This is a genomic window from Pseudomonas sp. DF5, from assembly GCF_058148225.1.
The window spans coordinates 1-19740 of the sequence record NZ_JBYVYM010000045.1; the positions used below are offsets into that span (position 1 = coordinate 1).

At 57.9% G+C, this 19740-nt stretch carries 23 protein-coding genes; 17 read left to right on the plus strand and 6 right to left on the minus strand.

Translation table 11 applies throughout. The annotated features are described in order from the left end of the window. The first annotated feature begins 73 nt into the window (after nt 1-73). Both AC30D7_RS27870 and AC30D7_RS27875 read left to right on the plus strand, forming a co-directional pair. Nucleotides 74-592 carry an isochorismatase family protein gene (locus tag AC30D7_RS27870; RefSeq protein WP_490136241.1) on the plus strand — a complete coding sequence of 173 codons (519 nt, stop codon included), beginning with the start codon at nt 74-76 and terminating at the stop codon, nt 590-592. Nucleotides 593-721: 129 nt separating this feature from the next. Continuing rightward, the gene (locus AC30D7_RS27875; protein ID WP_490136224.1) at nt 722-1591 is read left to right on the plus strand and encodes an AraC family transcriptional regulator; all 870 of its coding nucleotides are present in this window, start codon (nt 722-724) and stop codon (nt 1589-1591) included. 154 nt (nt 1592-1745) lie between these two features. On the opposite strand, the gene AC30D7_RS27880 is transcribed toward AC30D7_RS27875, so the two are convergent. Further along, nucleotides 1746-2063: a DUF7677 family protein gene (locus AC30D7_RS27880; protein ID WP_204124044.1), complete on the minus strand. Its 318-nt coding sequence runs from the start codon at nt 2061-2063 to the stop codon at nt 1746-1748. Nucleotides 2064-2323: 260 nt separating this feature from the next. Then, nucleotides 2324-2842 (minus strand): VOC family protein, encoded by a 519-nt coding sequence (locus AC30D7_RS27885; RefSeq protein ID WP_490136225.1) that lies wholly within the window; start codon nt 2840-2842, stop codon nt 2324-2326. Between the two features lie 205 nt (nt 2843-3047). Between AC30D7_RS27885 and AC30D7_RS27890 the strand changes: the two genes are divergently transcribed. The 3 genes from AC30D7_RS27890 (at nt 3048) to AC30D7_RS27900 (ending at nt 5000) form a co-directional block, all read left to right on the plus strand. Beyond that, entirely contained in the window at nt 3048-4109 is a 1062-nt protein-coding gene (locus AC30D7_RS27890) for an alpha/beta fold hydrolase (protein ID WP_490136226.1), read from the plus strand. 159 nt (nt 4110-4268) lie between these two features. Beyond that, entirely contained in the window at nt 4269-4580 is a 312-nt protein-coding gene (locus AC30D7_RS27895) for a hypothetical protein (protein ID WP_413695296.1), read from the plus strand. Between the two features lie 15 nt (nt 4581-4595). Further along, nucleotides 4596-5000: a hypothetical protein gene (locus AC30D7_RS27900; protein WP_490136227.1), complete on the plus strand. Its 405-nt coding sequence runs from the start codon at nt 4596-4598 to the stop codon at nt 4998-5000. On the opposite strand, the gene AC30D7_RS27905 is transcribed toward AC30D7_RS27900, so the two are convergent. Next, complete coding sequence (locus AC30D7_RS27905; RefSeq protein ID WP_490136228.1) at nt 4924-5931, minus strand: aldo/keto reductase; 1008 nt, start codon at nt 5929-5931, stop codon at nt 4924-4926. The genes AC30D7_RS27900 and AC30D7_RS27905 overlap by 77 nt on opposite strands. Before the next feature lie 92 nt (nt 5932-6023). Here AC30D7_RS27905 and AC30D7_RS27910 point away from each other — a divergent pair, with 92 nt between their 5' ends. The 3 genes from AC30D7_RS27910 (at nt 6024) to AC30D7_RS27920 (ending at nt 7896) form a co-directional block, all read left to right on the plus strand. After that, on the plus strand, nt 6024-6923 hold the full coding sequence (locus AC30D7_RS27910) for a LysR family transcriptional regulator (RefSeq protein ID WP_430953756.1): 900 nt from the start codon (nt 6024-6026) through the stop codon (nt 6921-6923). A gap of 57 nt (nt 6924-6980) precedes the next feature. After that, on the plus strand, nt 6981-7301 hold the full coding sequence (locus tag AC30D7_RS27915; RefSeq protein WP_007937000.1) for an isochorismate lyase: 321 nt from the start codon (nt 6981-6983) through the stop codon (nt 7299-7301). A gap of 97 nt (nt 7302-7398) precedes the next feature. Continuing rightward, the gene (locus AC30D7_RS27920; protein ID WP_349746513.1) at nt 7399-7896 is read left to right on the plus strand and encodes a GNAT family N-acetyltransferase; all 498 of its coding nucleotides are present in this window, start codon (nt 7399-7401) and stop codon (nt 7894-7896) included. A 31-nt stretch (nt 7897-7927) separates the two neighbouring features. On the opposite strand, the gene AC30D7_RS27925 is transcribed toward AC30D7_RS27920, so the two are convergent. Continuing rightward, nucleotides 7928-8884, minus strand: a complete 957-nt coding sequence (locus AC30D7_RS27925; protein ID WP_490136229.1) for an AraC family transcriptional regulator — start codon at nt 8882-8884, stop codon at nt 7928-7930. A gap of 175 nt (nt 8885-9059) precedes the next feature. On the opposite strand from AC30D7_RS27925, the gene AC30D7_RS27930 reads away from it, so the two are divergent. The 3 genes from AC30D7_RS27930 to AC30D7_RS27940 all read left to right on the plus strand — a co-directional run bounded on the left by AC30D7_RS27930 (nt 9060) and on the right by AC30D7_RS27940 (nt 11872). Further along, entirely contained in the window at nt 9060-10013 is a 954-nt protein-coding gene (locus tag AC30D7_RS27930; RefSeq protein ID WP_490136230.1) for a hypothetical protein, read from the plus strand. A 222-nt stretch (nt 10014-10235) separates the two neighbouring features. Beyond that, nucleotides 10236-10859 carry an eCIS core domain-containing protein gene (locus AC30D7_RS27935; RefSeq protein ID WP_490136231.1) on the plus strand — a complete coding sequence of 208 codons (624 nt, stop codon included), beginning with the start codon at nt 10236-10238 and terminating at the stop codon, nt 10857-10859. A 116-nt stretch (nt 10860-10975) separates the two neighbouring features. Next, complete coding sequence (locus AC30D7_RS27940) at nt 10976-11872, plus strand: SDR family NAD(P)-dependent oxidoreductase (protein ID WP_490136232.1); 897 nt, start codon at nt 10976-10978, stop codon at nt 11870-11872. Nucleotides 11873-11939: 67 nt separating this feature from the next. Here the strand turns inward: AC30D7_RS27940 and AC30D7_RS27945 are convergent, their stop codons facing one another. After that, a complete protein-coding gene (locus AC30D7_RS27945) occupies nt 11940-12284 on the minus strand; it encodes a cupin domain-containing protein (RefSeq protein ID WP_490136233.1) in 345 nt (114 codons plus the stop codon). Between the two features lie 243 nt (nt 12285-12527). Between AC30D7_RS27945 and AC30D7_RS27950 the strand changes: the two genes are divergently transcribed. From AC30D7_RS27950 to AC30D7_RS27960, 3 genes are all read left to right on the plus strand, one after another. After that, nucleotides 12528-12818 (plus strand): hypothetical protein, encoded by a 291-nt coding sequence (locus AC30D7_RS27950; protein WP_490136234.1) that lies wholly within the window; start codon nt 12528-12530, stop codon nt 12816-12818. 131 nt (nt 12819-12949) lie between these two features. Beyond that, entirely contained in the window at nt 12950-13351 is a 402-nt protein-coding gene (locus AC30D7_RS27955) for a hypothetical protein (protein ID WP_007937009.1), read from the plus strand. A gap of 212 nt (nt 13352-13563) precedes the next feature. Further along, a complete protein-coding gene (locus AC30D7_RS27960) occupies nt 13564-13845 on the plus strand; it encodes a DUF3303 domain-containing protein (protein ID WP_490136235.1) in 282 nt (93 codons plus the stop codon). 107 nt (nt 13846-13952) lie between these two features. On the opposite strand, the gene ligD is transcribed toward AC30D7_RS27960, so the two are convergent. Next, nucleotides 13953-16502, minus strand: coding sequence for a DNA ligase D (gene ligD, locus AC30D7_RS27965; protein ID WP_490136236.1), 2550 nt, complete (start codon nt 16500-16502; stop codon nt 13953-13955). Nucleotides 16503-16743: 241 nt separating this feature from the next. Here ligD and AC30D7_RS27970 point away from each other — a divergent pair, with 241 nt between their 5' ends. From AC30D7_RS27970 to AC30D7_RS27980, 3 genes are all read left to right on the plus strand, one after another. Further along, nucleotides 16744-16938: a hypothetical protein gene (locus tag AC30D7_RS27970; protein WP_490136237.1), complete on the plus strand. Its 195-nt coding sequence runs from the start codon at nt 16744-16746 to the stop codon at nt 16936-16938. Between the two features lie 108 nt (nt 16939-17046). After that, on the plus strand, nt 17047-17562 hold the full coding sequence (locus AC30D7_RS27975) for an Hcp family type VI secretion system effector (RefSeq protein ID WP_007900657.1): 516 nt from the start codon (nt 17047-17049) through the stop codon (nt 17560-17562). Between the two features lie 132 nt (nt 17563-17694). Continuing rightward, entirely contained in the window at nt 17695-19737 is a 2043-nt protein-coding gene (locus AC30D7_RS27980; RefSeq protein ID WP_490136238.1) for a type VI secretion system Vgr family protein, read from the plus strand. Nucleotides 19738-19740 lie beyond the last annotated feature (3 nt).

Genomic DNA, 19740 nt, shown 5'->3' on the forward strand with positions numbered 1-19740 from the left:
ATCTTTCCCGGTAATCCGTGAAGAACCTTTTCTTTTGCCCTTGTGTCGCTGGTCCAAACGCAAGGAAAGCACTATGTACGCACTGTTGATTCTCGATATGCAGGTTGGATTGTTTCATGGTCCGGATAAACCATGGGCTGGCGAAGCGCTGCTGAACACTTTGAATAACCTGTTGAGCAGGGCCCGCAGGGCTGGCGCGCCAATTTTCCTTGCTCGCCACGTCGGCCCACCTGGCTCGCCAATCGAACCTGCAAGCCCGTTGGCGCAACTGGTACAGGAACTGCTGCTACAAGGCGACGAAGTAATCTTCGAAAAAAACCGACCCAACGCTTTCGCCATGACTGACCTGGCCGATCGGCTAAAGGCTTGTGGATCTCAAGGTGTGGTTATTGCCGGAATGAAGACCCAGTATTGTGTCGACAGCACCTGCCGCGCCGCACGCGATCTTGGATTCGATGCAGTACTGATCGCCGATGGTCATACCTGCACCGATACCCCTGAGTTGAAGGCCGAACATATCATCGCTCATCACAATGCGACCCTGGCGGGTCCATTCTGTCGTGTCGTTCGCGCTGATGACTGGCATTTTTAACCGTTTACATCGCCGTGGAAGAAACCGCATCGGCCAACCCAAAACGTACCTTGAGCAAACGCGGCTAGGCGCGTTTACACCGCTATAGTCGATTCTATTGCCGACCGTACCTCCAGGAGCCTTTTCCCAGTGTCTGACATGCCGAGCAACTTCGCTTACACAAAACGCTTCAACGCCGTACTCGCCTACATTGATGCCAACCTCGAAGGTGACCTGTCGGTGAAGACGTTGAGTCATGTGGCGAACTTTTCGGTGTTTCACTTCCATCGACAATTCAGCGCGTTCGCAGGTGTGCCGGTCTCACGTTATGTGCAACTGATGCGGCTACGACGCGCGGCACATCGCCTGGCCGCCCTCGCTGATCACTCGGTACTGGACGCCGCACTCGGTGCCGGCTTTGAAAGCCCCGAGGCATTTTGCAGGGCGTTCAGGCGGGCGTTCGGTATGACCCCGAGTGCGTTCAGGAAGGAACCGAACTGGCAGATCTGGAATGCGGTATTCGCAATCCCTCATTTTTCCAGGACTATCATCATGCAAGTACGAATCGTGGAATTCCCTGAAGTCAGGGTTGCAGCGCTTGAGCACTGCGGACCACCCGGGCTCGTCAATGAGAGCGTGCGCAAGTTCATCGAGTGGCGCATGCAGAGCGGACAGTCGCCGGTGGCATCGAGTCGCACCTTTGGCATTCCCTATGACAATCCCGACACGACACCTCCACAAGCATTCCGCTTCGCCATCTGCGGCGAGATTCATGAGGCCGTGGCGCCGAATGAGTTCGGTGTGCGCGAGATCGTCATTCCTGGCGGTCGCTGCGTCGTGGTGCGACATACGGGGTCACCGGATCACATCGGCGAAACGATCTATCCGATTTACCGCGATTGGCTTCCTGCCAGTGGCGAGGAACTCCGTGACCACCCGTTGTTCTTCAATTACCTGAGCGTCTATCCCGAGACGCCGCAGGATCAATGGCAGACTGACGTGTATGTTCCGCTGCAATAGCGGAGCATGCAGCTATCGACCCTGGCGGACGTTGACGAGTGTCCGCTCAGGGCTGCAGCCTTTCGCAACAAGCAGCAGTCGGCCAAAAGCTGCCACTCGTCTGGATACTTTTGACCCTTTCCGGTCCCTCGTGTCTGCGAGCTAAAGCCATTTCTTAGCGTCCGAGTGAGGGCGGCCCATAGAGCTCAGTTTCCCAGTCTTCAAGAGGAGGCGTTACTTTGAAAGATGGGTCGCAGTATGACCTTAAGTAGTCAGTCGCTCTCCTTTGGGCGTAGGTGAAATTGAGCACGTTGCCTTCACTGTCCATCTCTATTACGTTCGCGAATATCGCGAAGACCATCTCAATTGCACTCGGTTCAGAGCCATAAATGTCGAGGTACTTCACGTTTTCAAGCATGTAGTGGCGCCCACTTGCCATGAAGTACGCAAACGTTCGGAGTGCCCCACTGAAATCATTACTTAGCTTCTTCATGTACATTTTCTTTTAGTAAGTATTCTGAATGTACCTGCTTCATAATCAAGCATCTGCATTTTTGCCGTTTTATTGCGATCGAGACAGGCCGAAACCGGTCCGGGAGCAGCCGTAGGTAGCCGAATCGTTTTCGTCCAAGAGCAGGATAGTGGCCTCGGTATGCCAATGAAATCCTGCCCACCTATCATGCTGGCGATGTACTGGTCAGCATCGAGGCGCAGGTCAACAGCAGTATCGGCCCGCAACGCGCCCTCTCGACACTAATCATCAAGATCTGACTGGAGACACATGTCCGAATTTATCGCTACCAGGGATAAATCCTCCTCGGCAAATGCATCCTTGATAAATGCCTCCAGCTCTTTCTCTTCAAGCAACTCAATAGAAAAATGCCCGAAGCGTTTCGGTAACCAGAGTATGCGTGTCCCACTTGGCGACTGGAGATTATCGCGAGACAGCGGTTTGCCGTTCTCATTTTCCGGCTGGACGCCTGCGTCGATCAATTCGTCGTAGGCTGCCTCGATGTCCGGTGTGGAATAGCAGTGCCGGTAGATCGTGCCTTCGCCGTTGGCGTCCATCAGAGCCTTGAGATTTCCGGTAAACGGTTGCACCAGCATAAGGCGCTCCGTGCCGAACATGACGATCGCATAGCGCACATGCAAACCGTCGCGCTGCCAATCAAGTGTCTTTGAAATTTTGGCACTGAAGACACGGGCGTAATACCTGCACGCTTCCTCAAGGTCTTTGACGAGAACATCCACATGGCTGAACTTTAATTTCAATGGCCTCTCCTTTTTCAGATATGCGATTTGATACCGAGATCTCTCCCTATGTATCACAGTGTGTCTGATTAGCCTCTCGATACATGGTTTTTCACCAGGCCTGCGATTCGACACAGGCCAGATACGTCGCCGCGTTCAAATGCAAACAAGGTTTCGAGGGGCTCAGTCAGAACCCCTGGCCAACGGCTTGCAACGGAGACATCACATGAAGATGGCACTGCAGAACAAAACCGGAAAAACCCGCCACCGCCTGCTCGGCTCATCGATCCTCGCGTTAACCCTGTTCGGTGTTCTCGGTGCGGCCCACGCACAAACGACCGCCGCGCAGCCAACCGCGATCGATGCTGGCGCCACTCATGCAGCACCCTCCCCGTTCGGCCCGCTCAAGCATGTCAACGCCGGGCTGCTCAACGTGGCATACGCCGAAACGGGCCCGGCGGACGGGCCGGTGGTGATTCTTCTGCACGGCTGGCCGTACGACATTCACAGCTATGACGAGGTCGCCCCGTTGCTTGCTGCAAAGGGCTATCGAGTGCTGATGCCGTATGCGCGTGGCTATGGCGATACGCATTTTCTGTCCGATAAAACCGTTCGCAATGGCCAACCGGCTGCGCTGGCCAGTGACGTCATCGACTTCATGGATGCGCTGAAGATCAAACAAGCCGTGCTCGGTGGTTATGATTGGGGCGCGCGCTCGGCTGATATTGTCTCGGCGCTGTGGCCAGAGCGGGTCAAGGCGCTGGTCTCGGTCAGCGGGTATCTGATCGGCAATCAGGCGGCCGGCAAGAACCCGCTGCCACCCAAGGCTGAATTGCAGTGGTGGTATCAGTTTTACTTCGCCACCGATCGCGGTCGCGCCGGGTACGAGAAAAACACCCACGACTTCGCCAAGTTGATATGGCAACTGGCTTCGCCGAAATGGGCGTTCGACGACGCCACTTTCGACCGCAGCGCCAAGGCACTGGACAACCCCGACCATGTCGACATCACCGTGTTCAACTACCGCTGGCGCCTGGGTCTGGTCCAGGGCGAGAGCCGATACGAAGCGCTGGAGCAGAAACTGGCCACGGCGCCTTCCATCAGCGTGCCGACCATCACCCTTGAAGGCGATGCCAACGGCGCGCCGCACCCCGCCCCCGAGGATTACGCCAAGCGCTTCACCGGCAAATACGAGTTCCGGCTGATCAGCGGCGGCATCGGCCACAACCTGCCGCAGGAAGATCCGCAGGCGTTCGCCAAGGCTGTGATTGATGCGGACCACCTTTGAGGTTATCTGACATCCATGCACTTGCCCCGCTGAACACCTTCACAACAACGGCTCGTTTATTTAACGAGCCGTTTTAACCAAGGCAGGCGCAACACCGTCTAATCTAAATAGAACACGACCACAAACACGCCTCCAGCCTCTTGATACAGGGGAAACGGGATGATCGGCAAAACAGCACGCCAATGCTCGTCATGGATCCTCCCTTCCCTGCTCGCCATCAACCTGGCCCTGACCGCGGGCTGTGCGGGCAAAACTTCCACGGCCCGCTACTCGGCCTCAAGTACAGACTCAAGCGCAGGCTCAAGTTGCTATGCAAAAGCGCTACCCACCGCTGGCGAGGGCGGCCTGGCCTGGGGCTCGACCCTGGACATGGCTCGCCAAAAGTCCATGGATAATTGCATACGCTATGCCGGCCAATCCGGTGGCACGCCGACGACCTGTCATGTGGTGATGGCGGAGTGCAAAAACTGATAGCAAGGTGTATCGGTGACGCAGCAGATCCAGCCGTTGCTCAAGAAGATCGAAGCGAAACAGCCGTTGGGCTACCGCATCGACGTGGGCGGCGCGGTGGAGGAAAGCGACAAGGCCAACAAGGCGCTGCTGGCGGTGGCCCCGCTGATGATGATCAGCATCCTGCTGCTTATGCTGCAACTGCAGAACTTCTCTCGCATGTGGATGGTGGTGCTGACCGCGCCGCTGGGCTTGATCGGTGTTGTGATGGGTAGTATTGCGATCTTGATCGACCGCTCTGCTACCCATCGAACGCCTGCGTTCAGTATGCAAACTGAACACTCATCCTCTTCTCAAAATAGTGTCAGGCGGCACCAGGGACATTGGTTCCCATGCCCGCCGGCAGGAACGGTCGAATTTCGCCGATCTCCGCAGCGCTGAGACGCAACTCCAGGGCTGTAATCAGCCCGTCTACTTGTGTGCGATGGCGGGCTCCGACAATGGCGCCCGTCACGACCGGTTTGCGAAGTACCCAGGCGATGGCGACCGCAGCAGCGCTCACCCCGTGCCTTTCTCCAATACGTGCCATGACGTCAACCAATGCCAGGTTCGCACTCAAACGGGGTTCCTGGAAATCAGCACTTCGGGCCTTGCGCCAATCGTCTTCGGGCAGTTGCGAAATGCGTTCGCGCGTCATGCTGCCGGAAAGCAGCCCTGATTGAAGCGTGGAATAGGCAAGCACACCCACCCCGGCCTGCTCGCAGAATGGCAGAACGTCCTGCTCGATGTCCCGCATCAAGGCCGAGTACGGCGGCTGGAGCGAAACGATCTCTGTCACCGCCTGCGCCCGCTTGAGTTGAGCGACATCGAAATTCGATACACCGATAGCGCGAATCTTTCCTTGATCGCGCGCGGCAGCCAAAGCCGAAAGCGCCATTTCAATGCCTTCACTGCTGGCGTCGGCAGGAAAAGCAGGCCAGTGGATCTGATAAAGATCGATGGTCTCGACTTGAAGCCGGCGCAAGCTTGCGTCGATCTCGGCAAGCAAGGATTGAGGGGCCAGTGAATGCGAAATCTTCTTCGTGACCGGGTCCCAGACCAGACTGCCTTTGGTGAACACCAAAGGACGCCGTGAGGCCGGCACCCGCCGCAGCAATTGCCCCACCAGTTGCTCCGCATGGCCCAAGCCATAAACCGCAGCGGTATCAATCCAGTTCACGCCGCGTTCGACGGCATATTCAAGTGCGCCCAGGCTGTCCTTGTCATCCTGCGCTCCCCAACTGTACTCCCAGCCGGTGCCGGCGATTGCCCAGGTTCCCAGGCCAATCGGCGAAATCAGAAAATCCGATGATCCAAGACGATTGTTTTGCATAGCGACCTCTCCACGAATGATGGAGGAAGTATCCGGCAGAGGTCTCATGACGATAAGATAGGTAATCGTATTTGAACTACTGAACAACACTCATGAGTTATCACCCCGATCTCTCTGAACTCGACGCCTTTGCCGCCGTCGCTCGCCATCGCAGCTTTCGCAAGGCCGCCGACGAACGTGGCGTTTCGGCTTCCGCGTTGAGTCACGCAATGCGAGCGTTGGAAGCACGTTTGGGCATCAGGCTGCTGAACCGAACCACTCGTAGCGTGACCCCAACCGAGGCCGGCCAGCAGCTATTGGCAACGCTGGTCCCGAGCCTGCACCAGGTTAACGATGCATTGGCGCAATTGACCTCGATGCAGGAAGTGCCCACTGGCAAACTTCGCCTCAACGTGGCGCGTCCCGCGGCTCGCATCGTGTTTGCGAAAGTGCTGGCGCCCTTCGTAGCCAGGTATCCACGTATTCAGTTGGACCTGATCACCGATGATGGATTGACCGATATCGTCAATGAGGGATTTGACGCTGGAGTCCGCTTTGGTGAAAGCCTGGCCGGTGACATGATCGCAGTCCCTGTCGGCGCACCTCAATCGTTCGTGACCGTAGCCGCGGATGCTTATCTGGCCGCGAAGGGAACCGCGCACGTCCCCCGCGACTTGCTCGACCATGCGTGCATTGCCAGGCGTTTTCCCAGTGGCAAACTTTACGCTTGGGAGTATCAAGCCGACGGTCAACCGATACGATTGTCCGTCACCGGCCCGCTGATTCTGGAAGACGATGGGCTGATGATCCAGGCAGCGAAAGATGGCGCTGGTATTGCCTATGTCTACGAGGAGCTGGTGCGCGACGATCTCCGGAACGGGAATCTCAGAGAAATACTCCAGGAGTGGAAAGCGCCGCCCAGCCGGTTCTTTCTTTACTACTCAAGCCGGCGGCATGTGCCACCCGCCTTGAAAGCGCTCATCGAATTTATCAGCGCTCGCGAGGCTGCGTAGCCGTCGTAAAATCGGCACTTGAATCCCACGATTTTTTCAACAAACGGAGTCACCTACATGGAAGTCATCAATCAGTTGCAGCCCGCAGAGTGTGCAGGCATGGAAGATATCCGACGCGAAATCGACGCCCTTGATCAGGCCGTTATCAAGCTGCTGGGCAAGCGTTTTCACTACGTGCTGGCCGCCTCGAAGTTCAAGACCTCGGTGACTTCGGTGCGCGCTCCGGAGCGTTTCAAGGCCATGTTGGCAACACGACGCGAATGGGCCGAAGCCGAGGGCCTGAGCCCGGATGCCATCGAGAAGATGTACAGCGACCTGGTGAACCACTTCATTGCCGAAGAGATGAAACACTGGGCGGCTCATCGATCCGAAGCCTGACGCTAGTGTCCTGACTGTCCGCCCTACCGGCCAGGAGCGGACAGTTGTTCCACTGCACAATCATTCAAGTAGTTTCACCCGCAAGGAAAGCGACCTTATGAAGCCCATCAGAATTCGTACCCTGCAAAGTACTGATGCCGAGGCGTTGCTGACATTTGAATTGGACAACCGCGAATGGTTCGAGCGCCACATTGACGCGCGCGGCTCTGCTTTTTATTCGGTGCAGGGCGTCACCGACCACATTGACGCTTATTTAGCTGATTTTGCCGCCGGAACCTGGCACCCATTCGTCATCGAAGATGACGCCGGAAACATCGTGGGTCGGGCGAACCTCAAAGGCATCGACATGACCGAGCGGTCGGCAGAAGTCGGCTACCGGATTGCCCAAAACGCTTGCGGACAGGGACTGGCGACGCTGGCGGTGAAGCATCTGATCCAGCAGGCGCAGGTGCACTGGAACCTTAAACAACTGGTTGCCACCGTATACGCGGGAAATATCGGCTCGGCAAAAGTACTCGAACGGTGTGGCTTCTTGATCGAACATGCGTCTCGAAAAGGGGCAGAGCACGAATGTCGGTTTGGTCTTTCGATTTAGCTGAGTGAGTCTCCATCGGCTCCGGATCTTCTCATGCTGATTGTCTGCGCCAAGTGCCGGGGGACGTGCCGAACTGGCGTTTGAATGCGCGACTGAACGCAGCTTCGGACTCGTAGCCAACGGCAAAGCCAATTTGCGCCACATTGCCGCGACCTTCGCGTAGGTGTTGAGCCGCCACGTGCATACGCCAGAGCGTCAGGTATTGCATCGGTGGCTGTCCGACCAATGCCGTGAATCGCTCCGCGAATACCGAGCGCGACATGCCCACTTCAAGCGCCAGCGCTTCTGCAGTCCAGCCCTCGGTTGGACGAGCATGGAGTAGCGCCAGTGCGCGCCCGATATGCGGGTCTCGCAAACCCGCCAGCCACCCGCGCCGCTCAGTGGGTAGGCTGGCGACGTACTGGCTGACGGCTTCGACGAATAGCAATTCGGATAGCTTGGCGATGACCGTTGTCGAGCCGACCCGTCCCGCCGCGATTTCACTCACAGCAAAACGGAATGAGCTTTCGATCCAGGTGCCCGAAGCCGTCGCGCGCAAGTCCAGTTTCAATAAGGATGGCAGCGACGAAAGCAACGGGCTGAAGGGTGTTTCAGAGCCGAGGAAGCCACACAACAACTGCGTGACCTCGCCGCCCCCGCCGTACCTGATTCGTGAAATGCCGCCGACGTCTGGTGGCTGAATGACTTCCCTCGCCGGCATGGGCGCAATGCTCAGGTCACTGCCAAAGGAATGGGCATCATTGCGAGGAAGCAGAACGAGTTCGCCTGCCCCCACCTCGAGGGTGGCACCACCGTCTATTCGAATCTGCATGTGCCCCGCGGCGACAAAATGCGACGCAATGATATGTCGAGGGGCCGCCAGGAACGGTTTGCAATCATCCGCCGAGATTCTGCCGTTGATGCACCAGGGCGCAGTGAGGTCTGCCTCGAGGAAGACCCCTCCAGACAGCCTGATCACACGCAAGACATCAGAAAGCGCATCCAACACTTGCCCGTCCTCTTTTCCGGACTCCGGAGCAGGTATTCAGGCGCATCGGTCATTCACCACCTGAACCGCGATGCCTAGATTAGCACCAACGCGGACTCAGAGATCGATGGTCATTGGCTCCGACGTCAACCGTAATTGCCCCATTCCAACTCGACCAAGGCAGCAGGAGATCTAGATGAACACCATCGCTACCCTACCCCGCTCAGAGTCAGGCAATGCCGCCCGTTATGCTCAAATGGTCAAATCATCGAAAAAAACCGAATGGCAGATCGATCGCGATTTGCTGCAAGACCGGGGTTTCGACTTCTCGCGCAAATTCTTGCCCGATGGACTCTCGCAAATCGGCCGCCTGACCTTTCTCGCAGAGGCCGAGGCACGCCTGCTCAGTCAGATTCAGGGCCGGACCTATGCGTATATCTTTGGCCTGGTCGAGCGGTTTATCAGTGCCAAAATGCTCGATCAAGGTCGAGCCCATGTATTTGACGATCAGCTTGCACTCGAAGCGTTGGTGCGTTTTTCCAACGACGAGATCAAGCACCAGGAGTTATTCCGGCGCATGGAAACGATGATTGGTTCGCGATTGCCAGCGGGATACCGTCAAGTTGCCGATCCAAACGATGTGGCGCGGGCAGTACTTGCGGCCAGCACTTGGTCGGTGCTGGCGCTGACCTGTCATATCGAGCTGTTTGTTCAGGCTCACTACGCACAGAGCATCGCACCGCGCGAGGAGTTGTGCCCGCTATTCAAGGATGTCTTCAAATTTCACTGGAAGGATGAAAGCCGGCACGTCGTACTCGATGAACTGGAGTGGAAGGCGGAGCATGCGAAACTGTCGCCAGACGAGTGTGACCAGGCAGTGAACGATCTGATTGCGCTGGTGGCGGCGGTCGACGCAATCCTGCAGGCACAATCGGCATCGGATGCCGACTACTTTATTCAAAGTGTCTCGCGACCGTTCAGTGTCGATGAGACAGCGCAAATCAATGCCTGCATGCTGAGCGCCTATCGCTGGCAATACATTATCTCGGGCGTACAGCATCCACACTTTGGCCGGCTGCTTACGCGCATGACAACGCCGGCACAAATGGCCAGGATTCAGACTGCACTGGCACCCATCATGAGTAATTGACCGACAGCGCGCGACTGACCGTTTGTCGGCCGCGCGGCTGTGAACGCGACGGGTAGAAACGGCCAGGCGCGGCCTTTCAGGTAATGTGGGAAATGGCCTGAAAAAGCGGTGGGCTCTGAAGGCAACAAACGGTGGCCGCTACGGTCATACGCGTGGTTGGATACCGGGTGCGAGCTACCAGAAGCATCGCCTGCCGACCGCCACTACCTCTGGGAGAACCAATTGTCAGCTGTCTTTTTGCGTCAAGTTTTCCGGTTATCGGTACTGCTCTTTTCCGTTGGCACTTCGTTCTCTGTTTACGCCTGCCCAAAAGGGCAGTACGAAGTCTGCGTGGTCACTTGTTTTTGTACTCCGGGCTCCAAAGAGGAGACCGGGTCGATTTTTGAAAACATGAGCCAAATAGCTTCCTCTGGATTACAGAGTTGGATCGTGCAATCACGCGACACCGCGGCAACTGGCGATATTCGGACAATCCCGCTGAATATCCGGGCCCAACTCGAACCCTACTATGACATTCAAGTGCTTGATTCGGCCCGCTACAAGGTAGGCGATGATGAGGAGCTGAACGCTGCAAACACCATGCTGCAGAATCCCGATGTCACTGCAGTCACCCTGATAGACATCATCGTCTTTCGCAGTCTCGATGATGCACTTAACAATGTCGCGCTGTGGGCGCATGAATTGAAGCACGTGCAGCAGTACCAGCAATGGGGGGTTCGGGAGTTTTCCACTCGCTATACCCGTGATTACACAGCCGTCGAGGCGCCTGCTTACGAGATTCAAACCAAGGTAGCCAGAGCGCTGAGAGCCAGCGTGGCCCAGTCAGAACCTCCTCGACTTCCTTGAGTTCAAGGGGTTGGACGTTTGCTCCATTAATGGATCAGTCAAATCCAAAAACCCATATTTATCCCAAAAACGATAAAGGGGATGATGCGCCTCCAGCCATTTATGTGAGAGCCATCATGAAACGTGACACCAGCCTGACGTGGCGCCATGTCGATGCAGAGAACCTTGACCTCAAAGGAATGCGGGTTGCCGTCGTGGGTGGCACCGGTGGCATCGGGCAGGCATTGAGTCGCTTGCTGGCCTCTCGCGGCGCCCGCGTCCTGGTCGTTGGGCAAACCTTTCGTGATGCTGGCACCCAGGGCATCGAGTGTCTCCAGGCGGACCTGAGCCTGATGAGTGAGGCGCTGCGGGTTGCAAAGTTGCTGCCGGCGGAATCCCTGGACCTGCTCGTTTTCACCACCGGTATCTTCGCCGCCTCCCAACGTCAGGAAACAGCGGAGGGCATTGAGCGCGATCTGGCGGTCAGCTATCTGAACCGCATGGTCATCCTGCGCAACGTCGGGCCGAAGCTGGGTACAGACAGGCCGAAGACTCAGAGCAAACCAAGGGTGATTGTCGTGGGCTATCCCGGCACGGGTCAGATAGGGACGTTCGACGACCTCAATGCTGAAAGGTCCTACAAGGCCATGTCCGCGCATATGAACACTGTGGCCGGCAACGAAATGCTCGTTCTGGATGCGATGAAGCGCTACCCACGCTTGAGCGTTTTTGGCCTGAACCCCGGCCTTATCAAAACCAGTATCCGCGATAACTTTTTCGGCAAGGGTTCGCTGAAGTCGCGCATCGCGGAGGGCCTGATCGGGCTGCTGACACCCACCGCCGAAACTTATGCGAAGAGAATCGTCCCGCTACTGGTTGCCCCTGAGATCGAGGATCGCAGCGGCGTGATGTTCAACAGCAAGGGCCAGGCGATCCTGCCGTCTACGGGCATGACTGAAGCGCATATCAGTCAGTTCATGGTCGCGTCCGAAACACTGCTTGCCCGGACGGGAGTTTCAGTCGCAGCCTCTTGATAGCGAAGGCAATCGCTCTCCATCACAGGCTGTTGAAGATCGCTCCACGGACTCCATGGTGACCGGCTTACTCTTGCCTGACAATATCGACCGAGATCTCCACCGCCGCAATCGTGCCTCGGTTCTCAAGCCAGTGCGTGGTGTTCCTGTCCTCGGGCCAACCCACGCCCGGCCCATAGTCCGTGGCGACGCCATTTCGATGGTCGGTGATGGTTCCTTGCAGTATGTAAACGGTGCCGGGCCTGTCTATATGGTTGTGAACCGGCCCGAAGACGCCTCCAGGTTCGATGGTCACCATACGCATTCTAAGCTGGCGCCCTGCCATGCCCTCGATCTCTGGGCCAAGGTCAACCGTTGCCAGTAACTTCACCGCAACGCCTTGTGTTTCAGGTGCTACCTGTTCGTCGCTCATCGCGCGCTCCTCTCTGTACATACAGGGCTTGAATAGAAGTAAAGACCCTAAGAACCGACAGAGAGGTAAATCCGCCCAACGACGGTCGCCCATCCGGCCAAATGTCGCCGATGATCGTTACATTTCGCCTGTCACCGGCGTTTGGCTAAGCTGAATAAATCGGGGGTGAACTGATACCGGAGTGATGGCGGCCATCAGCGGATCTGGATGGGCATCAAGACGTTACTCCCGAAGGAGACGACTATGTATGCGGTGATAAGAACCTACCTGGGTGCTGGCGCAAAGGAGCTTTTCGAGTTTCTGGAAAAGCGCAATGCCGATGTCGAAGCGGCCCTGCGGACAGTGCCTGGCATCGTAAGCTACACACTACTCAATACGGGTGATGGCGGCACGGCGGTAACTGTTTGCACGGACAAGGCCGGCACCGATGCGAGCTTGAAAGTCGCGCGCGACTGGATTCAGAAAAATGCCTCGCATATCCAGGCGGACCCGCCAATCGTGACGGAAGGTCCGGTGATTGTGCAGATAAAATAGATTCAACCGGTCGATGCAACACACTAAACACGATGTAAACAAGAGGCGTGTTGCATCGAGCGCAAACATCGCGCCCAACGCTACAACAACCCATGGGCAAAGCTGATCATAGCGCTCTATGATTGAAACCCATGACGACCTCTCTTCCGATCCGCCAACCCTGCCCTCCCGGTGCTTGCATCTGCGAGCGTGAGCAGCTGTTGGAAACGCCCGGCACGGACCTGCGCATCCTGAGCCTGACCCAGTCGGAAGAGAAACGCCTGATCGAACGCCTGGAAAACCTCCAGAGCCTGAGCGACCTGGAGCGTCTGCAACGGCGAATGTATGAGCAGTTGGGTCTGCGCGTGGAGATCGCTCCGGGCTTCAATGAAGTGCGCACCATGCGCGGTATCAATATCACCTTGGGCGAACTGCCGGGCCTGTGCCGCAAAACCCGTCAGTCGATCCCGGCGGCCATTCGCCGAGGACTGGAGAAACATCCGGAAGTCGCCTACGAGCTGCTCAATGCCAACGACTTGTTGCGTGATGCCTGATGGCTTGCACCGTTATCCCGATACGTTCATTAGAATGCCCTGAAACAGGATCAGCGGTCGTACACGCGACACGGTCCGCTGCTATGCCTTCTCATGGGAGAACAGGTTTCAGGCCAGCCAGGACGTAGCTGGAAACTCAGGCGTGACCGTGGCCCCGGCGCCAGCCAGTAACGCGAAGATTGAAGGTGCCAGTCCGTAGCAGGAGGTGGCAGATGTTATACATGGTCCGTTGGTCCATCAGTCCGCAACAACGCAACAGCGCGATCGAACGTTTTCTCAAGACCGGTGGTGCCCCACCCGCAGGCGTCACCATGCTGGGACGTTGGCATGCTGTCGGCGGCTCCAGTGGTGTGGGCATTGCCGAGGCCAGTGATCCAGTGGCGATTCAGAAGTGGGTGCTGGAATGGAGCGACCTCATGAACATGGAAGTCCACGCCGCATTGACCGATGAACAGGTGGCGCCGCTGCTCGCTGCCGCAGTGGGCAAGCAATAGTTGTCGAGGTGGCGGGTGCCCCTCGCCGCCCAATGCAAGCTTTTCGTAGGAGCCAGGCTTGCCGGCGAAGGCGCTCTTAAGGACGCCTTCGCCGGCAAGCCTGGCTCCTACATCCCGATCCGTCGCCGCATCTCGGCGGTAATCGTCTGCCGGGTTTTCTTCAGGTCGGCCCAGGGCGCATCGCCGACCTCGGCCAAACGTTCATGCACAGTGTGCAGGTTCCATTGATTACCCCCCTTGAGCTCAGCCACTTCTTCGCGAAAGATCGGTACCGACACTGGCAACCCTTCGCGGCTGCGTACGGCATAAGCGCAGATCGTGGTGGCGCCGAGACCGTTGCGCAGGTAATCGATGAAGATGCGCCCAACCCGGTTTTTCGGCCCAGACACCGCGGAAAATCGTTCCGGCAGCAGCTTGGCCATGTGACTGACAATCGCGTGGCTGAAGTCCTTGACCTCGTCCCAACCGTGTTTGCGGGTCAGCGGTACGACCAGGTGAATCCCCTTGCCGCCGCTGGTCTTGAGAAATGCCTTGAGTCCCAGTTCATCCAGCACCGTGAGGGTCAGCCGGGTCGCTTCGATCATGCTCTTCCAGGGCAGCGCCGGATCCGGGTCGAGGTCGAGGACGAAGCGGTCGGGCTTGTCCAGATCGACCGACGTGGCGTTCCAGGTGTGCAGCTCCACGGTGCTCATCTGCACCGCGCCAATCAGGGCTTCGGCACTGTTGATGACCATCATCGGTTGGCCTGTCAGTGCTTTGTCCAGAGTGATAATGCCGGGTATGGCCAGATTCTCGGCGTTCTTCTGAAAGAACAGTTCGCCGGCGATGCCGTCCGGTGCGCGCACCAGCGCCACCGGCCGGTCCTTGAGTTGCGGCAGAATCCACTCGGCGACACTGGCGTAATACTCCGCCAATTGCATCTTGGTGGTGCCGCTGCTGGCATCGATCACCCGATCCGGATGCGTGATGCGCACCTTGCCCTGCTCCAGGCCGATTTGTGACGGCGCTGCCTGGTTGGTTTTCTTTTTAGTGGTTGAGGTTTTCACGGTTGTCGGACGCTCCTCGGTGATGTCGGCGGCGGGCTTGTCCTCGCGCAGCCCATGAAACACGGCCTGGCGTACCGAACCGTCCTTGGTCATCTCGGCAAAGGCCACTTCCGCCAGCAGAACGGGTTTTAGCCAATGCACTCCCTTGGCTTCAACACCGGTGGGCGGGTTGACCATCGACGGATTTTTCGTCTGCAGCGGTTTCAGTTGTTCATAAAGACGCTTGAGGCTCGCCTCGCTGAATCCGGTGCCGACCTTGCCCGCATAGCGCAACTCGCCGCTGTCACGGTCGTGCAAGCCCAGCAGCAACGCGCCAAAGGCACTGCGCGAGCCTTTGGGGTCGGTGAAGCCGACCACGATGAACTCCTGCCGATGTTTGCATTTGAGTTTGATCCAGTCACTGGTGCGCCGCGACAAGTAAGGTGAACCCAGGCGTTTGCCGATCAAGCCTTCCATCTGCATTTCACAGGCGCTGTTGAGCAAGGCCTCCGGGGATTCGCCGAACGCTTCGGAGAACCGCAACAACGGGTGTTCATTGAGTTTGAGTACAGTCGCCAGCGCCGCCCTGCGCTCTTCGACAGGCACTGCGCGCAGGTCCACGCCGTTGAGGTAGGGCAAATCGAACAGGTAGTAAACGATGCTGCCACTGCGACCGGCATCGAAGGCGTTTTGCAGCGCCTGAAAGTCCGGAACACCCTGCTCGTCCGCCACCACCATTTCGCCGTCGAGCCAGGCCGATTCCAGCCCCAACGCCGCTAGCGCTTGGGCCTGCTCTGGCAATTTGTGGGTCCAGTCGTGACCGTTGCGGGTGAAGAGCTTGACCTCGCCGTGGTCGATACGCGCCAAGACCCGGTAGCCATCAAACTTGATCTCATAGCTCCATTGACCGCTCGGCGCGGATTCGACCAGCGTCGCCAATTCGGGCTTGATCAGCTCCGGCAGCCTGGCTTTGCGGGCGCCTGTCAGTTGTGACGACTTTCCCCTGCGTGCCTTGGCCGGAGCTTTTTTGATCGGATTGGGTTGCTCTGCACCGTGCTTTTTTTCCACGATGGTGCGATCGCTGAGTACGCTGTCAGGCTCGGCGGCAACCACGTCATATTCGCTTTCGGGCCTGGCCGCGCCGTCCTGATGTTTGATCAGGAACCATTGCTCCTGCTTGCCCGGCATGTGCGTGCGCACAAGGTTCCACAGGCCGCCGAGCTTTTCCCCTTGCAACTCGAATTTCAGTCGTCCCTTGGCGTATGCCTGGGCCGGGTCGCCCTGGGGAATCCACACCCCACGGTCCCACACGATCACATCACCGGCGCCGTAATGCCCTTCGGGAATGTTGCCTTCGAACGTGGCGTAATCGAGTGGGTGGTCTTCAACGTGGATCGCCAGGCGCTTGACCTTGGGGTCCAGCGACGGGCCTTTCGGCACCGCCCAACTTTTCAGCGCGCCATCGAGCTCCAGGCGAAAGTCATAGTGCAGGTGCGAAGCGTCATGTTTCTGAATGCAGAATTGCAGCGCATGATCCTTCACCGTTTTTTTGCCCGAACGCTTGGCGGCGGCCGGTTCCGGAGTCGCCACAAAGTCACGCAGGCGGTTGTAATCGTCCAGGGTCTTGTTCATGGCTTGCCGGGTGCTCGCTGCCGGACGCCGAATCGGCACGTCTCTACATCAGCAGAGCGACGGGTTCGGAGAAAAATTCCATCACCATTGGAGTTGCCCGGACAGACGGCTGGCCGCTCGCATCCTTGACGTGACGCCCACGCGGACTGCACAGCGCAAGAGTCGATTTGAGGATTGTTCGGCGCTGGATTTGATCGCCGGGTTACGCAGTTCGTTGCAACGCTTACCGCGATAATGGCTCATGGCCTTGATGCGCAACTTCTTGCGCAGTCATCCGCCCCAAAAAACCCTCAATAGCGCTGAAAGCCAGATGGACCAAGGCTTCCAGCCAAGTGCGCAAGAAGTTGCGCAGTGGTGCGCAACTTCTTGCGCACTTTTTCAGGCGATCCTTGCCGAAAACCTCTCAGCGTTGGAAAAAGTCGTCTCAACCACCTGATTTATATGATCTTAATCATTTCTGGCACGCTCCTTGATAACAGTCAGGCACCCACCGGGCGTTACCGCCTCCCGGGCACCTTAAATTTATCCGCAAGGAGAGCACCCCATGGCAACACCAGCGTACATGTCGGTTACCGGCGAAAAACAAGGCCTGATCACTGCCGGCGCATTCACCGCCGACTCCGTTGGCAACACCTACCAGGAAGGTCACGAAGACCAGGTCATGGTTCAGGCGTTCAGCCACGACGTGATCATCCCGCGTGACCCACAGTCCGGCCAACCGACCGGTCAGCGTGTACACAAGCCAGTCGTGATCACCAAGGTCTACGACAAGTCTTCGCCACTGCTGCAAGCGGCGCTGACCTCCGGCGAGCGCATGAGCGAAATCGTTATCCAGTGGTACCGCACTTCGGCTCAAGGTACCCAAGAGCACTACTACACCACCAAACTGGAAGACGCGATCATCGTCGCCATCAACAACAAAATGCACAACTGCCAGGATCCGTCGAACTCGCACTTCACGCACCTGGAAGAAGTGCAATTCACCTACCGCAAAATCACCTGGACCCACGAAGTATCCGGTACTTCGGGCTCCGATGACTGGCGTGTTCCAGTCGCTTAATCGCGGCTGACGGTTCCAAACATCGGCCAGCTCTGCTGGTCGATGTCATTTGCGCCTTCCAAGAATTTTCGCGTCCGTTGATCCGGCTTTCGGGTGTCAACGCGCGCCGCAGCACTGCACGAGGAACAAGGGATGTTCGCGCCGGCCAATCAGACTCACTTTGCCCTGACTGTCGAAGGTCTGGAAAACGATCTCCAGGTCCTTGCCCTGCAAGGTCGGGAAGCTATCAGCCAGCCTTTTGTGTTTGAGGTGCAGCTGGTCAGTGAGCAACCGTCCCTGGACCTCGAAACGCTATTGCACAAACCGGCCTTCTTGCAGCTTTCGCCTGACGGTAGCGGCATTCATGGCCAGATCTACCGCGCCGCCCAGGGCGATTCGGGCAAACGCCTGACCCGCTACGCCGTGACCCTGCGCCCGCAGATGTCCTACCTGGCGCACCGCATCAACCAACGCATCTTCCAGAACCTCACTGTGCCGAAAATCGTCGGCATGGTCCTCGAAGAGCACGGCATCCAGAGCAACGCCTACGAATTCAAAGTCGGGGCGATTTATCCCGAGCGCATTTACTGCGTGCAGTACGATGAATCGGACCTGCAATTCATTCAGCGCCTGTGCGAGGAAGAAGGTATCCATTACCACTTCCAGCACAGCGCCAAGGCCCACAAGCTGGTATTCGGCGATGACCAGACGGTGTTCCCGAAACTCGCGCCCGTGGCCTATCAGCAAGACTCCGGCATGGTCGCCAACGACCCGGTGATCAAGCGCTTCGACCTGCGCCTGGAAACCCGCACCAGCCGCACCACCCGCCGCGACTACGACTTCGAAAAACCGCGCCTGAAACTGGAAAGCGAGAACCGTGGCGACGCCCTGCCCGACCTCGAAGACTACGACTACCCCGGCCGCTTCATCGACCGCGAGCGTGGCAAGCACCTGGCCAAACGCGCCCTCGAGCGTCACCGCAGCGACTTCCAGTTGGCCGAAGGCCGAAGCGATCAGCCGTTGCTGGTCAGCGGCCACTTCCTGGCCCTGACCCAACACCCCAAGGCCAAGTGGAACGACCTGTGGCTGCTGACCGAAATCCTCCACGAAGGCAAACAGCCGCAAGTGCTCGAAGAGTCGGTGACCAGCAGCACCACCAACCTCAAAGACGATTTCCATCAGGGCTACCGCAACCGCTTCCAGGCCACCCCCTGGGACGTGCCGAACCGTCCGCCGCTGAACCACCCCAAGCCACGGATCCTCGGCAGCCAGAGCGCCGTGGTCACCGGGCCAAAAGGTGAAGAGATCCACTGCGACCAATACGGCCGCGTCAAAGTGCAATTCCATTGGGACCGCGAAGGTCAGGCCGACGACAAGACCAGCTGCTGGCTGCGCGTCTCCTCCGCCTGGGCCGGCGCCCATTACGGCGGCATCGCCATTCCACGCATTGGCATGGAAGTGCTGGTCAGCTTCCTCGAAGGCGATCCCGACCAGCCGCTGATCAGCGGCTGCCTGTACCACAAGGAAAACGTCATCCCGTACGCCCTGCCGGCGAACAAGACCCGCAGCACCTTCAAAACCCTGAGTTCTCCGGGCGGCGGCGGATTCAACGAGCTGCGCATCGAAGACAAAAAAGGCCAGGAACAGATCTTCCTGCACGCCCAGCGCGACTGGGATGAGAACGTCGAACACGACCAGAAAATCCGCGTCGGCAACGAACGCCACGACACCGTCGAGCAAAACAGCTACAGCGAATTCAAGGCCGAAGAACACCACACTGTCTACGCTGATCGCAAAGTCGAAGCCCGCGCCAACGACCACCTAACCGTGGGCGTCAACCAGCACATCAAGGTCGGCACCGGCCAATTCATCGAAGCCGGCCAGGAAATCCACCTGAGCAGCGGCATGAAAGTCGTGCTCGAAGCCGGCAGCGAACTCACCCTCAAGGCCGGCGGCAGCTTCATCAAGATCGATGCCAGCGGCGTCACCCTCAGCGGCCCGGCGATCAACATGAACTCCGGCGGCAGCCCAGGCAGCGGCACCGGCGCGGCACCGCTGATGCCTGGGGCACTGAAACAGGCTGATGCCGACAAGGCTGGCGCGGTACTGACGCCGGCGCAGATTAATACGCTGAAGCGCAATGCGCCGTTCTGTGAAGAGTGCGAGAAGTGCAAGGCAGGTGCTTGTGCGATCTGATCT

Bases quoted from the DNA above. Each gene is read 5' to 3' on its own strand.
- AC30D7_RS27870 (WP_490136241.1), top strand. From the start codon at position 74: ATGTACGCACTGTTGATTCTCGATATGCAGGTTGGATTGTTTCATGGT.
- AC30D7_RS27880 (WP_204124044.1), bottom strand. From the start codon at position 2,063: ATGAAGAAGCTAAGTAATGATTTCAGTGGGGCACTCCGAACGTTTGCG.
- AC30D7_RS27890 (WP_490136226.1), top strand. From the start codon at position 3,048: ATGAAGATGGCACTGCAGAACAAAACCGGAAAAACCCGCCACCGCCTG.
- AC30D7_RS27895 (WP_413695296.1), top strand. From the start codon at position 4,269: ATGATCGGCAAAACAGCACGCCAATGCTCGTCATGGATCCTCCCTTCC.
- AC30D7_RS27905 (WP_490136228.1), bottom strand. From the start codon at position 5,931: ATGCAAAACAATCGTCTTGGATCATCGGATTTTCTGATTTCGCCGATT.
- AC30D7_RS27910 (WP_430953756.1), top strand. From the start codon at position 6,024: ATGAGTTATCACCCCGATCTCTCTGAACTCGACGCCTTTGCCGCCGTC.
- AC30D7_RS27915 (WP_007937000.1), top strand. From the start codon at position 6,981: ATGGAAGTCATCAATCAGTTGCAGCCCGCAGAGTGTGCAGGCATGGAA.
- AC30D7_RS27920 (WP_349746513.1), top strand. From the start codon at position 7,399: ATGAAGCCCATCAGAATTCGTACCCTGCAAAGTACTGATGCCGAGGCG.
- AC30D7_RS27930 (WP_490136230.1), top strand. From the start codon at position 9,060: ATGAACACCATCGCTACCCTACCCCGCTCAGAGTCAGGCAATGCCGCC.
- AC30D7_RS27940 (WP_490136232.1), top strand. From the start codon at position 10,976: ATGAAACGTGACACCAGCCTGACGTGGCGCCATGTCGATGCAGAGAAC.
- AC30D7_RS27945 (WP_490136233.1), bottom strand. From the start codon at position 12,284: ATGAGCGACGAACAGGTAGCACCTGAAACACAAGGCGTTGCGGTGAAG.
- AC30D7_RS27950 (WP_490136234.1), top strand. From the start codon at position 12,528: ATGTATGCGGTGATAAGAACCTACCTGGGTGCTGGCGCAAAGGAGCTT.
- AC30D7_RS27955 (WP_007937009.1), top strand. From the start codon at position 12,950: ATGACGACCTCTCTTCCGATCCGCCAACCCTGCCCTCCCGGTGCTTGC.
- AC30D7_RS27960 (WP_490136235.1), top strand. From the start codon at position 13,564: ATGTTATACATGGTCCGTTGGTCCATCAGTCCGCAACAACGCAACAGC.
- ligD (WP_490136236.1), bottom strand. From the start codon at position 16,502: ATGAACAAGACCCTGGACGATTACAACCGCCTGCGTGACTTTGTGGCG.
- AC30D7_RS27970 (WP_490136237.1), top strand. From the start codon at position 16,744: ATGGCCTTGATGCGCAACTTCTTGCGCAGTCATCCGCCCCAAAAAACC.
- AC30D7_RS27975 (WP_007900657.1), top strand. From the start codon at position 17,047: ATGGCAACACCAGCGTACATGTCGGTTACCGGCGAAAAACAAGGCCTG.
- AC30D7_RS27980 (WP_490136238.1), top strand. From the start codon at position 17,695: ATGTTCGCGCCGGCCAATCAGACTCACTTTGCCCTGACTGTCGAAGGT.